Annotated in this window: 14 protein-coding genes and 1 tRNA gene; 8 read left to right on the forward strand and 7 right to left on the reverse strand. The window is 43.7% G+C overall.

The features are described from left to right. Positions 1-40: 40 nt before the first annotated feature. Positions 41-1,204 carry a tyrosine-type recombinase/integrase gene (locus F907_RS14790; RefSeq protein WP_016651380.1) on the reverse strand — a complete coding sequence of 388 codons (1,164 nt, stop codon included), beginning with the start codon at positions 1,202-1,204 and terminating at the stop codon, positions 41-43. 183 nt (positions 1,205-1,387) lie between these two features. Beyond that, positions 1,388-1,477: transfer RNA gene (locus F907_RS14785), tRNA-Ser, on the reverse strand. A gap of 125 nt (positions 1,478-1,602) precedes the next feature. Between F907_RS14785 and F907_RS14780 the strand changes: the two genes are divergently transcribed. After that, on the forward strand, positions 1,603-3,483 hold the full coding sequence (locus F907_RS14780; protein WP_005275695.1) for a potassium transporter Kup: 1,881 nt from the start codon (positions 1,603-1,605) through the stop codon (positions 3,481-3,483). Positions 3,484-3,533: 50 nt separating this feature from the next. Here F907_RS14780 and F907_RS14775 read toward each other — a convergent pair whose 3' ends face one another. Continuing rightward, a complete protein-coding gene (locus F907_RS14775; protein WP_016651381.1) occupies positions 3,534-4,685 on the reverse strand; it encodes an IS4-like element ISAbe18 family transposase in 1,152 nt (383 codons plus the stop codon). 235 nt (positions 4,686-4,920) lie between these two features. Between F907_RS14775 and F907_RS14770 the strand changes: the two genes are divergently transcribed. Both F907_RS14770 and F907_RS14765 read left to right on the forward strand, forming a co-directional pair. Then, positions 4,921-5,994: a DNA/RNA non-specific endonuclease gene (locus tag F907_RS14770; protein ID WP_032861770.1), complete on the forward strand. Its 1,074-nt coding sequence runs from the start codon at positions 4,921-4,923 to the stop codon at positions 5,992-5,994. 71 nt (positions 5,995-6,065) lie between these two features. Beyond that, positions 6,066-6,308, forward strand: a complete 243-nt coding sequence (locus F907_RS14765) for a hypothetical protein (protein ID WP_016651382.1) — start codon at positions 6,066-6,068, stop codon at positions 6,306-6,308. A 47-nt stretch (positions 6,309-6,355) separates the two neighbouring features. Here the strand turns inward: F907_RS14765 and aqpZ are convergent, their stop codons facing one another. Both aqpZ and F907_RS14755 read right to left on the reverse strand, forming a co-directional pair. After that, positions 6,356-7,045: an aquaporin Z gene (gene aqpZ / locus F907_RS14760; protein ID WP_005275701.1), complete on the reverse strand. Its 690-nt coding sequence runs from the start codon at positions 7,043-7,045 to the stop codon at positions 6,356-6,358. A gap of 176 nt (positions 7,046-7,221) precedes the next feature. Beyond that, a complete protein-coding gene (locus tag F907_RS14755; RefSeq protein ID WP_016651383.1) occupies positions 7,222-8,229 on the reverse strand; it encodes an AraC family transcriptional regulator in 1,008 nt (335 codons plus the stop codon). 115 nt (positions 8,230-8,344) lie between these two features. Here F907_RS14755 and F907_RS14750 point away from each other — a divergent pair, with 115 nt between their 5' ends. Next, entirely contained in the window at positions 8,345-8,998 is a 654-nt protein-coding gene (locus F907_RS14750) for a sterol desaturase family protein (RefSeq protein ID WP_016651384.1), read from the forward strand. Between the two features lie 307 nt (positions 8,999-9,305). On the opposite strand, the gene hisF is transcribed toward F907_RS14750, so the two are convergent. Beyond that, positions 9,306-10,064: an imidazole glycerol phosphate synthase subunit HisF gene (hisF, locus tag F907_RS14745; RefSeq protein WP_005238260.1), complete on the reverse strand. Its 759-nt coding sequence runs from the start codon at positions 10,062-10,064 to the stop codon at positions 9,306-9,308. A 101-nt stretch (positions 10,065-10,165) separates the two neighbouring features. Between hisF and F907_RS14740 the strand changes: the two genes are divergently transcribed. Genes F907_RS14740 through F907_RS14730 form a run of 3 tightly spaced genes read left to right on the forward strand, consistent with a single transcriptional unit; the run spans position 10,166 to position 12,161 of the window. Further along, positions 10,166-11,116: a homoserine kinase gene (locus F907_RS14740; protein WP_016651385.1), complete on the forward strand. Its 951-nt coding sequence runs from the start codon at positions 10,166-10,168 to the stop codon at positions 11,114-11,116. A 9-nt stretch (positions 11,117-11,125) separates the two neighbouring features. Beyond that, positions 11,126-11,743, forward strand: coding sequence for a DUF1294 domain-containing protein (locus F907_RS14735; RefSeq protein WP_016651386.1), 618 nt, complete (start codon positions 11,126-11,128; stop codon positions 11,741-11,743). Between the two features lie 22 nt (positions 11,744-11,765). Beyond that, entirely contained in the window at positions 11,766-12,161 is a 396-nt protein-coding gene (locus F907_RS14730; protein WP_005238265.1) for a DUF4870 family protein, read from the forward strand. Positions 12,162-12,194: 33 nt separating this feature from the next. Here the strand turns inward: F907_RS14730 and F907_RS14725 are convergent, their stop codons facing one another. Then, positions 12,195-13,595, reverse strand: coding sequence for an LLM class flavin-dependent oxidoreductase (locus F907_RS14725; RefSeq protein WP_016651387.1), 1,401 nt, complete (start codon positions 13,593-13,595; stop codon positions 12,195-12,197). 354 nt (positions 13,596-13,949) lie between these two features. On the opposite strand from F907_RS14725, the gene F907_RS14720 reads away from it, so the two are divergent. Further along, entirely contained in the window at positions 13,950-15,200 is a 1,251-nt protein-coding gene (locus tag F907_RS14720; protein WP_016651388.1) for an SfnB family sulfur acquisition oxidoreductase, read from the forward strand. Positions 15,201-15,202 lie beyond the last annotated feature (2 nt).

Below are 15,202 nucleotides of genomic sequence, written 5' to 3' on the forward strand. Positions count from 1 at the left end.
GCTCTAGCTTTATCTAATCGATTCTTATTAAGAAATAAACTTACGTCCTCAACCCATCAATAAAATCAGACCACTCTTGCATCATCTTAACTCGATAGTCTAAATGCTGAGCATGATTGTAAGCCTGTGATACGGCATTTCCAACTCTATGTGCGAGCTGAATCTCAATCGCATCGTGCATATAGCCTTGCTCATGTAAGGTTGTAGATGCAAGTCCACGAAAGCCATGCCCTGTCATCTTCCCGTTATATCCCATCGTGCGGATTGCACACAGAAGTGCATTGCTACTGATTGGCTTAGCTGTACTGTAATTATAGAAAACGTACTGTTTTATGCCTGTGATTGGTTGAATTCTCTCTAGTATCTCTAAGGCTTGCGTTGATAAAGGTACAATATGAGGCATAGCCATTTTCATTTTGTGTGCTGGAATACGCCATAAGCGATTCTCATAATCAATCTCATTCCATTCCATCATTCTCAGCTCTGCCGTTCTCACAAAAGTCAGAGTCATAAGCTGTAAGGCGGATCGAATGATAAGGTTGCCATGGTAGCGATCCATACGCTCAAGAAAGGCAGGGAATTCAGAAATATCCAGACGTGCCATATTCTTGACTTTGCGTGGTTTAAGAGCTTCTCCTAGGTGTGGGGTAGGATCGTTCTCAATAATGCCTTTACGAATCGCAAATCGGAAAATACGGCCAGTTAAAGGGATTGAGCGTTTCGCCATTTCCAGCGCACCACGCTCTTCAATTTTCTTGGCGCAAGCTAATACGTCTTTACCTTTGATTTGATCAATTGGCATATTACCTAGGGCTGGGAAAAGGTCTTTTTCAAATACCGATAAATCGCGTAAATAGGTCGTTTCTTTAATCACTGCTTTACGGTCTTGCATCCATTCCATTGCGAGCACTCTGAAAAGCGTGCTTTCATCTACCTGCAATTTCTTTTGTTTCTTCGCTTCGTTTGGATTAATTCCATCTTTTAATTTTAAGCGAGCTTCATCACGTATTCTTCTTGCTTGGGCAAGTGTAGTGTCAGGATATGAACCAATACTAAAGATATTTTCTTTGCCATTGAAGCGAAATTTCATACGCCAGTGCATACCACCTGATGGCGTGACTTCCAGATACATGCCTTTTTCATCAGAATACTTGGCTTTCTTTTCTAATGGCTTGATCTTTCTAACCTGAGCATCTGTAAGCATTGCAGCGTTTTCCGTAGAAATTTGGGGGTATAGAAATGGGGGTAATTTATTATACCCCCAGTTATACCCCCAACTATATCAGGATTCAATAGGGTCAATTGGAAAACATAAGGCAATAAAAAAAGCCTAAACCCTTTTGATTTAAGCTTTTAGGACTCTATGAGATATCATGGAAATTAAACTTGGCGGTGAGAGAGGGATTCGAACCCTCGATACGCGCAAACGTATACACACTTTCCAGGCGTGCTCCTTCAGCCACTCGGACACCTCACCAAGGTGTGCGATAGTAACGAAAAAAATGCACGCTGCCAAGTTGTAGTCGAACAGATTTGCAGAAAAACTTTTTGGCTAGTGATAATATTGCGGCATATAACGTTCTATTTTGAAGACGACATAATATGCAAAGTACTGCAAAAAAAGCCGCTTTGCCCGCGATGACGCTGGCAGCATTAGGGGTGGTATTTGGAGACATTGGAACCAGCCCCCTCTATGCAATACGGCAATGCTTTGTCACAGGACATGTTGATATCAGCGAAGGATCGATCTTAGGTATTCTTTCCCTGATCTTCTGGTGTATGAACTTGACCATCAGTTTTAAATATGTGTCGATGATCATGCGCGCAGACAACAACGGCGAAGGCGGGATCATGTCCTTGCTCGCACTGAACCTGCGCTCGACCGTTTTTAGCAACAAAAATAAAATCTTCCTGATTGCGTTGGGTTTTATCGGGGCATCCCTATTCTTCGGTGACGGGATCATTACGCCTGCCATCTCCGTACTGTCTGCGATTGAAGGCTTGAGTCTGGTGACGCCTGCTTTAGATCGTTGGCTGGTGCCGATTGCCTTGGGCATTCTGACCGCACTGTTTATGGTGCAACGGCATGGTACCGCCACCATGGGCAAATTCTTTGGGCCAATTACCTTGTTATGGTTTGCGTCCATTGGTCTGATTGGACTATGGAGCATCATTCAAACCCCATATGTGTTGATGATGATTAACCCTTATTGGGCATTCCATTTTGTCTTTGATCAACCAACAGTTGCCTTTATCACCATGGGCGCAGTGATTCTAACCATGACTGGTGGTGAGGCACTGTATGCCGATATGGGCCATTTTGGGCGTGTGCCGATTAAACTGGCCTGGTTCTGTGTGGTTCTTCCTTGCCTATTACTGAATTATGCAGGGCAAGGGGCATTGCTGCTACGTGATGCCAAAGCCATTGAAAACCCGTTCTATTTACTGGTTCCTGATTGGGCTTTATTCCCAATGATCGGTTTGGCAACAGCCGCAGCCGTGATTGCATCTCAAGCGGTGATTACGGGCGTATTTTCAATGGCAAACCAAGCCATTCAATTACGTTATTTACCGCGCCTAACCGTACACCACACTTCAGATGTGGAACAAGGTCAGATCTATTTGCCTTTCATCAACTGGGTGCTATTCATCTCGGTGGTGATTCTGATTTTACTGTTTGAAAGCAGTGCCGAGTTGGCCAGTGCTTATGGTGTGGCTGTGACTATGACCATGCTCTGCGGTACCATTCTGATCTCGACTTTGGCTTATGGGGTTTGGCGTTGGCCATTATGGAAAGTGGCGTTATTTGCCGTACCTTTCCTGATTATCGATCTGGTTTTTGTTGCTTCAACCTCATTAAAAATCCTGTCAGGCGGCTGGGTGCCAATCTTGATTGGTGTGGCCGTATTTACTATCTTGATGACGTGGAAACGTGGCCGCGAAATTGTCTACAACCGTATGGAAACCAATGCTTTACCGATTGAATTATTTATTCAAAGTATTGGGATGAGCAAAGAAACCCATTTTGTACCCGGTGAAGCGATTTTCTTGACGGGTACGCCTAACATTGTGCCGCATGCGATGTTGCATAACATTAAACACAATAAGGTGCTGCATGAGCGCAATGTGATGGTGACGGTCTATACCCAAGATATTCCATATGTGGCTGATGAAGATCGCCTGAAAGTTGAAAAACTGGATGAGCATTTTTATCGCATCTATGTGTATTACGGTTTTAAAGATCAGCCGAATATTCCGGTTGCTTTGGCACAAGCCTATAAAGCACTAGATTTTGAGTTTGACATGATGCAAATGAGCTTCTTTATTTCGCGTGACCGTATCGTGCATACCGTGGGGGATGGCATGTCGCCGTGGCGTGAAAAACTGTTTATCTCGATGCAGCGTAATACCAGCCCCGTCAGTGACTTTTATCAGATCCCGACCAACCGTGTGGTGGAACTAGGCAGTCAGATTGAAATTTAAATAAAAACAGATAAAAAGGCACTTTTGGGTCATTGCTGTCCCACAATTTTTCACAAGAGGAAGCTCATTTGAGCTTCCTCTTGTTTTATGGGTATTTTATCGGGTGAAAATAAAGCTTTTAAAGTTCTTCTTTCAAACAAATTCACTTGAATTATTCTGAGTAAACGTTGAACTGTCCAACCTGTTTTCCCTAAATGTTGAGCGAAACTCACCAATAAATAGGCGATCATCGCAATCCAGATTTGTGTCTGAATTGCGTTCCTGCTGCGGCCTAGAAACGCTTTTAATTTGAGATTCTGCTTAATCGCCTTAAAGAACAGCTCAACTTTCCAACGATCTTTATAAATCGCCGCAATGGTGGAGGCGGCTAAATGAAAGTTATTGCTGAGAAAGCTAAAGTGCTTGCCACTTTGCTGATCTCTATATTCAATTCTTCTTAACACTGGGGCTTTTCTTTTTAGGGCATGTGCGCTATTCAGCTGAATGGTTTCATCTTTTAGAATACCTTTGGATTCAAGCACTGGATGTTGCTGGATCACCTGATACACAGATTTAGGCCTAAAACGTGTGACAAATCCAATGTTTTGAGCAGTCAGATTTGCATACCATTGGTAATCGACATAGCCTTTATCAAAAACTACAATGCTGCCAGCAGGAAACTGGAATTTGCGGCCTTGTACCATGTCATTTTCTTTGCCATCTTCAACTGCAACAAACTCAGGAATATCATTGCTGTGATTCAATCCTATGCTGAGTTTCATGCTGGCTTTTGAGTCATGAACTTTGGCCCATTCACATAAGGAAAGCGACAGGTCAATATGACTGGCATCCAAGGAATACAAGGGATTCTTAAAGCGAAATTTATGAGCTACTTTTGAGTGTTCATAGTATTTAAGCAACTTGTAAAATAGCTGTTGATACAAGGCAGCAGGCTGCTGCTCATTGATTCGTGCCAGCGTGCTTCGGGGAATAGACTTTGCTCCGAGATGACTTAGCTTTTCCTGTTGGCACTCCAAATTGGATTGAATATCTCTCAGGCTTTGTCTACAAGAGAATTGAGACATCAATATGGCAATAAACTGATCCCACCGGGAAGCCGCTCTAAATTTCTGTCCAACATGGTGTACTTTAGCAAGTTGTTCAAAATCCTGTCGCACAACAGGTTTAATTAGCTCATGAAATACGGTATTCTGATGTGACAAAACCTGAATCCTGGTCGTTAAAGTGTTTGTTTGCACTCATATTTTAACTGTTAGGACTCAGGTTTTTTTATTTAAAGCAAACTATGGGACAGCAGTGACTTTTGGGTGCCTTTTTTATTGTCTGTTGCCTGAGTGTACAGATTTGCGACATAAAATGTCGCTCTGGGCTGAAACTCAATATACACAGGGCTTTTGAGTTGTTAAGCTGCGCGTTCATATTGATTTTGATGTAGTTATGGCAAAGAAACCAACCCGAAAGAGTAAAAGCCCATTTGCTTTTTTGAGCCAAAATGTTGGAAAGATGATGTTGGCATTGGTCGCAACAGGCAGTTTTGCGATCGCATTTGGCAGTGAAAAAATTTCGAAGTTGATGCCATTTCAATCCAGTAATAGCGGATGTTTGAAACAGTTTTATCGTGACGTCCCACCGCTATTGAGCAGAGATAGTCTGAAAAAAGACAGCTATGCACTGTGTTTTAATGATTTTAGTGTGATGTATTCGGGTCTTTCCAAAACACCATTATGGTCAGCAGAATATCTGACCCCTGAACGTCTCAGTGTCAAAATTAAACGTGAAGATAATTTCCATGAAGAAACACGGGTGAAGCTACAACACCGTGCTTTATTATCGGATTATCGTGGTTCGGGTTATGACCGTGGTCATATGGCACCGAATGGCGATATGAGTAATACCGCATCACAATATGATAGCTTTTCTTTAGCCAATATGGTGCCACAAGCACCGAAAAACAATCAGGAAGTCTGGCGCAAATTAGAAGAAGCGGTGCGTTCGATGGTGACCAAACAGCATAAAGATGCCTATGTCCTGACAGGTCCTGTATTTGAAGGCAAACGCCTGAAAACCATTGGTAAAGGGGTGATTGTCCCGACAGCGGTCTATAAAGCGGTGTATTTACCCAAGCAGGGCATTATTGGTGCCTATTACGCGCCCAACAATAATTCTTTAAAGGTCGAAGTGGTCAGCGTTTGCTATCTCGAAGAAAAACTGGGCATCAACCTATTTCCACAATTGACTGAGCAGCAAAAGCGTAATGTGTACCAGTTGCCAGTATCTGCGCAGCAAGTGAAGCCGAACAAAGACATCAGCTATTTGCATTGGGATGGGCGAAGTCAATGTGCGGAAGAAGCCAAGACCGATGCCATTCAAGCGCAGCAGCGTGAATTTAGCTCACAGCCAACCGAAGCGCCTGACAGCAAATTCCCGCAAATTGATGAAGAGACCAAACAAGCCCTAATCAATCAGCTGGTGAATGCCTTGGTGCAGTATTTTTTACAAATGTTGAGATAATGTAGAACATCTTGCAATGTCCGCGTGCTTGGCTCATGTTGTGGGATAGACAAGAACAATGAGAGAAAAAGATGTTTAAACCGTTTGAACAGGGCGATGAGTCGTCTGCGATCTATGATCTGACTTTAGAAAATCAGGTCGATTGTGTCAGTCTCTATGGCAATTTGCAGATTACCAAGGATCAGGCCGGTCTAAAAACTGCGAAGGCACTGCAAAATTTTATCAATGATGTAGTTACTGCATTAGAGCAGCAAGATTTGCCTGAGCAGATTGAACGTCAGCCTGAACAGGACATTGAAAATCCTTTTCTATAAATAAAAAAACAGCCGTTGCAGGCTGTTTTTTATGGGAGGTTTCGAGCTTAGTTTTTCTCGCTACTTACCACTTTATAGATCACTGCACCAATGATGGCACCGATAATTGGCGCAACCCAGAACAACCAAAGTTGACCGAGAGCAGCGGTTTCAGCAAAGAAAGCCACACCTGTACTACGCGCTGGGTTTACCGAAGTATTGGTCACTGGAATACTGATCAAATGGATCACGGTGAGTGTCAAACCAATCGCGATTGGAGCAAAGCCAGCAGGTGCATTTTTATGCGTAGATAATAAGATAATGATTAAGAATACCGCGGTCAGTACCACTTCAATCAGGAACGCAGATGCGATAGAGAAATGGTTTGGAGAGAGCTCGCCATAACCATTGGTTGCAAAACCACCTGTCCCTGCGAAGCCAGCTTGGCCTTGTACAATAATGTACAGCACGAATGCTGCAAAAGTTGCGCCAATGACTTGAGAAATAATATACGGAACCAAGTCTTTGGCATCTAAACGCCCACCGACCCATAAACCGACACTGACGGCTGGGTTAAAATGTGCTCCAGAAATATGACCGAATGCATAAGCACCGGTTAAAACAGTTAAACCAAACGCAAATGCAACACCTAAGAAGCCAATCCCAAGTTCTGGAAATGCAGCTGCAAGCACAGCACTACCACAACCACCGAAAACAAGCCAAAAGGTTCCGAGAAATTCTGCTAAATATTTGTTCATTGTTATCACCACACCAATTCTAAAAAAATAAAAAAGCAAGCATCCAAAATTTATTATGGATATGTTTAACCCTTGTGAAAAAATTGTGAACTAATTCACATAGGTATATAGGCTCTTATATAAAACGTGCAATGAAATCGATCAGTTGCTAAACCGTTAGTTCTTAAGTTGTTTTATTAAGAATTGTAAGTTGTGTTGTTGTTTCGCCACTGTTGCGGGGTTTGTCCCGTCCAAATCTTAAAAGCACGTTGAAAAGCACTCTGTTCAGAATAGCAGAGGAGTAGTGCGATTTCTTGCAAACTCAGATGAGGATCTTTCAAATATTCAGTCGCCAGCATAAAACGTACTTGCTGTACCCGTTCCTGAAAGGTGCTGTGTTGTTGCTGTAAATGACGCTGTAATTGACGTACGGACAGGCCGAGTTTTTCAGCGATAAAATCGAGTTGATATTGGTTTTTTTGTAGTCCAGTCAAAATCGCATGTTGCAGACGTTGATCCAGTTGGGTGGAATTCGGCAACTTGTCCAGCAAGGCATGGGCTTGCTGTAAGAGGAGTTGTTGTAAAGTATGATCGCCTGTGCGTAAGGGTTTAAACGCCTCACTGACTGGGATCAATAATTGGGTTTTCGGCTGTTCAAAACGGACTTTACAGTGGAAATATTGTTCATAGATGCTAATGTTTTTAGGCGCGGCATTCACAAAATGGACTTCATGTAGATGAATCCGGTCACCTGACATAAACAGTTTAAGAAACTGCACCATCAGCGCAATTGCAATTTCATCGGTCAATTGGGTCGGATGTGGTTCAGGAGCTTCCCAACGGATTGAGCCATAGGGATGACTAAACTCGACCACCAGCGGGCTGCCATCATAAATCAGGCGATGAAAATCATGATAACGCGCCAAAGCTTCACCAAGATTTTCACAGGACAGGGCCAGATAGGCAATGATCCCCAAATGTTTGGGTTGTACATATTCTGCGATTTCTAAGCCTAAACCAACTTTTGGATGGCGCTGGTTCAGGTTTTCGAGCAGGTCACGCCAGATCACGTAATCAAAGCGTTCCTGATTCTGAACCTGTTGTAATTGTTCAGGAATTTTAATATTTTTTGCCTCGCAATAGGCTTTTAATAAATGCCCCAACCCCCCAAAAACAGAGCCAGTATAGTTCTTGAGTTGAGACATCCTGTCCACTCCTGATATTGTCGTGTTTTGTCAATATAAATATATCGTATCGTCAATACTTCGCCTACAAAAATTTATATCTTGAATAAAAATAAGGAAACATTGGGAGAAAACCATGATCAAGGGTTTTATTGCAGGTTTGGCAGTTGCCAATGCATTTGAATGGTTTGCACATAAATATATTTTGCACGGGGTACATCGTTCGGGGCAGCCGCGTTATAGCCCTGTGCCAAAGAGCATGGAGTCGCATTGGGCACACCATCGGGAAGTGCGTAAGCAGGAATTTTCAGATGATTGCTATGTTGAGGGCGTGGAGCATTGGCGTACCCGCAACGAAATCATGTCATTGGCTGTGGTGGCAGGGGTTGCCAGTGTGGCGTTTTACCCAATCTCAAAAGGCATGTCCTTGGCGGCGCTATATAGTGCAGGCAATTATTATTATGTACATCGTCGTGCGCATCTGGAACCTGATTGGGCCAAACGCACGATTCCTTGGCATTATGACCATCATATGAACTCCAATCAGGATGTCAACTGGTGTGTAACCCGTCCATGGTTTGATTATGTGATGGGGACGCGTGTGGTGTCTTCGGCCGATTTAAAAGAGGCCAATCCACTGGGTATTCCCTTACCAGTAGCATTGTCTAAAGCACTGACCCAAGCGGTGGAGGCCGTTTTTCCAGTAAAATGGGTAGAACAAAAGCCAAAATTGGTCGAGGCGCCGAGCGTGACAACACCGCCGAAGGAAGCACAAGAATCAGTCGCGTGAATTTAAGGAGCAATAATAGAGGGAAGCCTTGTTTTTATTGACGCATCCTCATGGCAAAAAAAGCTCATGTCGTAAATTGTCAATAAAATTGGTTTTTGATGTCAATATCTTTGTGCATTTTCTCGCTAATTTAGCTCAAGCATTTTAAATGCTCAGAATTTGTTCAAATTGACCGTGTGATGTTTACCCTCTAGCGTTGTATAACGCAGTTTCCATACCTTGCTCAGCAAGGTATTTTTTTGTCTGCATCAAGCGATGTTCGAATAAAAAAACCTCTCGCTTGAGAGGTTTTTTATGGCTTATCTGATTAAAGACGCATTTCAATGCCTTGTGCAGCCAGATATTGTTTTGCTTCTGGAATGGTATGTTGACCAAAGTGGAAAATAGATGCTGCCAATACCGCATCTGCGCCACCTTTTAAGATGCCGTCCGCCAAATGCTGTAAATTTCCGACACCGCCTGAGGCAATAGTTGGAATATTGACGCGATCGTTGATTTGACGCATTAAGGCAAGGTCATAGCCCGCTTTGGTACCATCGGCATCCATACTGGTAATCAGCAACTCACCTGCACCGAAGTCGGCCATTTTTACTGCCCATTCAATCGCATCGATGCCTGTTGGTTTACGACCGCCGTGAGTAAAAATTTCCCACTTGTCTTCGCCCGTTTTTTTGGCATCAATCGCCACGACGATACATTGTGCACCAAAACGTTGTGAAGCTTCCTGCACAAACTCTGGGGTAAACACCGCTGCTGAGTTGATACTGACTTTATCGGCACCAGCATTGAGTAACAAACGGATATCTTCAACTTTACGGACACCACCACCGACGGTTAATGGCACGAAAACGCTTTCTGCCATACGTTCTACTGTGCGATATGTGGTGTCGCGTCCATGATGGGTAGCAGTAATATCTAAAAAGGTAATTTCATCGGCACCTTGTTCGTTATATCGACGCGCCACTTCGACAGGGTCGCCTGCGTCACGAATATCAAGGAATTGAACGCCTTTGACGACTCGACCATTATCAACATCTAAGCAAGGGATAATACGTTTTGCGAGCATAAAATTTTCCAAAAAATCGCCAATAAAGAAAGGGGTGCTACACCTTCATGGAGGGAACAGGTATTCTATCAAACTTCACAGCTATTTTTTGCAGGTTTTCCATGTCGGTTTATACCCCGTTGAGTTTAGAAGAAGTTCAAGCCTTTGCTGAGCCTTATGGTTTAGCGGTGATTGACCTGATTCCAATCCAAGGCGGTATTCAAAACACCAATTATTTTTTGGTGGATCAATCACAGAAACAATATGTTTTAACGGTTTTTGAAGAATTAGATGCTGAAGGTGCAGGTGAACTGGTACCTGTACTGGATTGTTTGGGTCAGGCAGGTGTGCCTGTGGCGGTGCCGTTAAAGCATGGTGCTCAGGCCATTCATACTATTGCCGATAAGCCTGCGCAAATTGCGCCGCGCTTGATGGGTGAGCATCCTGAAGATGCCAGCATTATCCAAATTCAGGCGATTGCACAGGCGCAGGCAAAATTGCATTTGGCTTTGCAGGACTTTGCTTTAGAACGTGATTTTAATCGTAATCACCAATACTGGTCAGAGGTTGCGACCCAGCTCAAGCCGCAAATGAATGCGCAAGATCAGGCTTTATTGGCACAGGTGTTCCAGCAGTTTGCGGCAATTACCCAGCAGCATCCAGACCGTCCGACGGGCTTTATTCATTCGGATTTATTCAGAGATAACACCTTGTTTGAAGGCGATCAACTACAGGGTATTCTTGATTTTTATGAATTAAATCAGGATGAATGGTTGTTTGATATTGCGATCAGTATCAATGACTTCTGTACGGCTTATCCGCAAGCCCATTTAGATCAAGCCAAGGCAGATGCTTTTCTCTCGGCTTATCAACGCATTCGTCAGCTCACTGCTGATGAACTGGCCTGTTTAAACATTTTCTTGGCGATGGCGGCGTGCCGTTTCTGGAGCATGCGTTTACAAGTGGCACAGAAAAATGCCGCGCACGGGCGTACAGGGGATGACATTTTGCAAAAAGATCCGCTGGAAATGCGCATGATGTTGCAAGACCGTTTACAACGAATCACAGTTTAGGAAACAGACATGCGAGATCAAGGTCGCTTAGTTGAATGGTTTGATGACAAAGGTTATGGTTTTATTCAACCGAATGATGTGCATAAAGACCGTATTTTTATTCATATTAAAGACTTTGCTCGTACGGGGCCACGACCGCTTGTGGGCTGTGCCTTGGAGTATGTGGTCATTCTGGACGAGCGTGGTCGTTATCGCGCTCAGCAGGCCACTTATCTCAAAGCATCGCAAGTGTTTGGACATAAAGCCAAAGCCGTAAAGCCAACGGCTTCTAAACCTTGGTCAGCGATGCAGATTGCGATTGTGATTTATATCGTCTTCATGGTGATTGCGAGCTTTAGTAAATTACTGCCGCCATATACCTTATTGTTCGTGAGCTTGATGAATGTGTTGAGCTATTGGCTGTATGCCCAGGACAAAGAGGCGGCACAATTGGGCAATCGGCGTATTCCTGAACAAACTTTGCATATCGTAGATTCTTTGGGAGGATGGTGTGGTGGTTGGCTTGCGCAGAAAAAACTGAGACATAAAACACAAAAACAACCGTTTGGTAAGATTTATTTCTGTACCATAGTCTTCCATATATTGTTGATATGTTGGCTAATTTCTCCGCTCAATGTGTTCTATTGACGGAGTCTGGAGATAAATAAAAATGAATTATTCCGTTGATCAAGATCCAAACCGTACGTTAACGTTAGTGTTGTATGTGCTTTATATCATTGCGATTTTTACCGGTGGTCTATTGGCGATCATTGCCTTGATCATCAACTATGTCAAACGCAGTGACGTACAAGGTTCAATTTTTGAAAGTCACTTTACTTGGCAAATCCGCACCTTCTGGTGGTATTTGGCTTGGAATATCATTGCCTTTATTCCGTTCTCGTTCCTGTTCTTGACAGGGGACAATGAGACTGCCTTTGCTGGTGTGGCTATTTCTGCAACCACTTTCGCCTTTGCGGTGATTTTTGGGGCATGGGTATGGATTGTGTATCGTGCCATCCGTGGCTTGATTGCCTTAAATGACAATAAACCGATGTATCAAGACTAACATCGATCAGCACTCGCTTGGGGCAGTAAAGCACTAAGCGAGTTCTGGATGATTGACGGCTTTCGTTGTTGAAAGAGAGCGATAGCCTGCCCCGCGGTGTGGTTCTCTCAGCAATGGACCTTGGCCAAACAGTTTCTCACGTAGTGTCCCTTCAGCATATTCAGTTGCATAGACACCGCGTTGTTGCAATTCAGGCACCAAATATTCCACCACATCTTCAAAGCTTTGATGCGCCAAAATATAGGCCAAGTTAAAGCCATCAATATCGGTTTCTTCCGCCCATGCTTGGAGTTGATCGGCCACAGTCGTAGCCGAGCCGACCAGTATCGGACCATTGCCGCCAATACTGGTAAATTTCGCAATCTCTTCAATGGTCCAGACTCGATTGGGGTCGGCTTTGACATAAGAATCGAGCATCGATTGAATCGCATCGGTATGAATATATTCCACTTTGTCTTCGGCATGGAATTGTGAAAAATCAACGCCCGACCAACCCGAGGCTAAAGTGAGTCCACCGTGATAACTGGCATAGCGTTGATAGTCTTTAAATTTTGCTTGGGCCTTGGCATCGCTTTCATCCACCACAATCGACAGCATGGTGTAGATCAAAATCGAATGGGGATCTTTGCCTTGTTCAACTAGGTTGGACCGAATGCCTTGTACCAGTTTTTTGACGGCAGCTTTGGTGGGGGCAGAAATAAATACACATTCGGCATTTTGGCTGGCAAATCGCTGCCCGCGACTGGATGCACCTGCTTGATAGAGTACAGGGGTGCGTTGCGGTGACGGTTCGCAAATATGAATACCCGGAACACTGAAATATTGACCTTGATGATTGATCGGGTGGACTTTGCGATGGTCTGCAAAAATACCGCGTTCTTTATCACGTAGCACCGCATCTTGTTCCCAAGAACCTTCCCAGAGTTTGTAAAGTACTTCGAGATATTCATCGGCGATGTCATAACGTTGATCATGGCTGACTTGGGTTTGAAGACCTAAATTTTTTGAGCCACTTTCAAGATAGGAAGTGACAATATTCCAGCCGATACGGCCTTTGGTCAGATGATCTAAAGTACTCATGCGCCGTGCAAAAGGATAAGGGTGTTCAAAAGAAATCGAGGTGGTGAGTCCGAAGCCCAAATGTTGGGTCACGGCTGCCATCGCAGGCACGATTTGCAAGGGGTCATTCACAGGAACTTGCACGGCACCCGTGAGCGCATGTTCAGCGGATTGATGGTAAACATCATAAATGCCTAAAACATCGGCAATAAACACTCCATCAAACTTGCCACGCTCTAAGATTTTGGCCAAATCGGTCCAATACGCAAGATCTTTATATTCAGTTGAGCGATCCAAAGGGTGCCGCCATAAGCCTGGCGATTGATGCGCAATACAGTTCATTTCAAAGGCATTAAATCTAATTTTCTTGGTCATTGGTCTTTACTAAATTAAAGCTTTTTATTGATGTTAATTAAAAAAGATCGAATTGATTAATCATAAAAAAATCAATGTTTATCATGAATATTTTGGATTGGATGCCGATCTTTTACTTTTGTGGTTATTTCTAATTAAATTCAAAAGGTTATTTTTGTATGAAAGTAAGGGTGCTCTGGTGGAGGGGAATTCTATAAAGGTTATTTATCTATTGATTTTAAATGAATATTTTTAAAAAATAGGTGGCAGCTGAAGGTTATTTAAAATAAAAAGATTTGTTTCTAAATTTAACTTATAAATAGGCAATAAAAATAGTGCTAGTTTATTTTTATAACTGAAAAATGAGTATTTATAATGACCTCAAAAATAGAAATAAAACTGGAAGATGCACAGAGTATTCCAGCAGATTTTTACCTGAATAATACTTCAGCACATGTGATTGCTTCAGATCAAGAAGCCATTGCTGTGGCGCATCGCGTAGCGGCTGCTTTTGCCAAAGGCGCCGCCCAGCGTGATCATGAACGCAAGCTGCCCTTGCAAGAAATCCAGCAATATTCAGCCTCTGGTCTGTGGGGCATCAATATTCCGAAACAGTTCGGTGGTGCAGGGGTGAGTTATAAAACTCTTGCTGAGGTGGTGACCATTATTTCCAGTGCAGATTCATCTTTAGGGCAAATTGCCCAAAATCATTGGGCCTTCTTAGAACATATCCGTTTGGATGCTTCACTGGAACAGCAGCAATTCTTCTTTACACAAGTGCTGCAAGGTAAGCGCTTAGGCAATGCATTCTCTGAAAAAAACTCGAAAACCGTGACAGATCTGACCACCAAAATTGAATTTCATGATGATTATGCAGTGATTAGCGGGCAGAAATTCTTTGCCACAGGGGCTTTGTTGGCACACTGGATTCCTGTGGTTGCGGTCAGTGATGATGGCAAAGTATTTGCTGCATTGGTGCCGCAACATACGTCAGGATTGACCATTGTAAATGATTGGAGCAGTTTCGGGCAGCGCACCACCGCCAGTGGCAGCGTGCAGCTCGATCAGGTTCGAGTCGATTTGAAATATGTGGTTCCAATTCATCAAGCCTTTGAACGCCCCACCGCAGCAGGTGCCATTTCGCAAATTATTCAATCTGCTGTCGATGCGGGGATTGCGCGTGGCGCCATTGAGGAAACCATTCGCTATGTGCGTGAGCATGCCCGTCCTTGGATTGACTCAGGTGTGGAACATGCCAGCCAAGACCCTTATACCATTAGCAATATCGGTGAACTGAAAATTAAACTGCGTGCAGCCGAGGCGGTTTTAGCCTTGGCAGGCGAAGCCATTGATCGTGCTTTAGCAGATCCGACTGAAGACCCTGTAGCCGAAGCGACCTTACTGACGGCTGAATCGAAAGTGCTGACCACTGAAATTGCATTGTTGGCGGCCAATAAATTATTTGAGTTATCGGGTACGCGCTCGACCTTATCGGAGTTGAATCTGGATCGGCACTGGCGTAATGCACGAACCCATACCTTACATGACCCCGTACGTTGGAAGTTCAATCTGGTGGGTAATTATTATCTGAATGGTGTGGCACTGCCACGTCATGCCTGGAGCTAAGA

The sequence above is a fragment of the Acinetobacter colistiniresistens genome, assembly GCF_000413935.1.
Lineage (GTDB): Bacteria > Pseudomonadota > Gammaproteobacteria > Pseudomonadales > Moraxellaceae > Acinetobacter > Acinetobacter colistiniresistens.

Bases quoted from the DNA above. Each gene is read 5' to 3' on its own strand.
- F907_RS14780 (WP_005275695.1), top strand. From the start codon at position 1,603: ATGCAAAGTACTGCAAAAAAAGCCGCTTTGCCCGCGATGACGCTGGCA.
- F907_RS14770 (WP_032861770.1), top strand. From the start codon at position 4,921: ATGGCAAAGAAACCAACCCGAAAGAGTAAAAGCCCATTTGCTTTTTTG.
- F907_RS14750 (WP_016651384.1), top strand. From the start codon at position 8,345: ATGATCAAGGGTTTTATTGCAGGTTTGGCAGTTGCCAATGCATTTGAA.
- F907_RS14755 (WP_016651383.1), bottom strand. From the start codon at position 8,229: ATGTCTCAACTCAAGAACTATACTGGCTCTGTTTTTGGGGGGTTGGGG.
- F907_RS14720 (WP_016651388.1), top strand. From the start codon at position 13,950: ATGACCTCAAAAATAGAAATAAAACTGGAAGATGCACAGAGTATTCCA.
- aqpZ (WP_005275701.1), bottom strand. From the start codon at position 7,045: ATGAACAAATATTTAGCAGAATTTCTCGGAACCTTTTGGCTTGTTTTC.
- F907_RS14735 (WP_016651386.1), top strand. From the start codon at position 11,126: ATGCGAGATCAAGGTCGCTTAGTTGAATGGTTTGATGACAAAGGTTAT.
- F907_RS14765 (WP_016651382.1), top strand. From the start codon at position 6,066: ATGTTTAAACCGTTTGAACAGGGCGATGAGTCGTCTGCGATCTATGAT.
- hisF (WP_005238260.1), bottom strand. From the start codon at position 10,064: ATGCTCGCAAAACGTATTATCCCTTGCTTAGATGTTGATAATGGTCGA.
- F907_RS14725 (WP_016651387.1), bottom strand. From the start codon at position 13,595: ATGACCAAGAAAATTAGATTTAATGCCTTTGAAATGAACTGTATTGCG.
- F907_RS14790 (WP_016651380.1), bottom strand. From the start codon at position 1,204: ATGCTTACAGATGCTCAGGTTAGAAAGATCAAGCCATTAGAAAAGAAA.
- F907_RS14730 (WP_005238265.1), top strand. From the start codon at position 11,766: ATGAATTATTCCGTTGATCAAGATCCAAACCGTACGTTAACGTTAGTG.
- F907_RS14740 (WP_016651385.1), top strand. From the start codon at position 10,166: ATGTCGGTTTATACCCCGTTGAGTTTAGAAGAAGTTCAAGCCTTTGCT.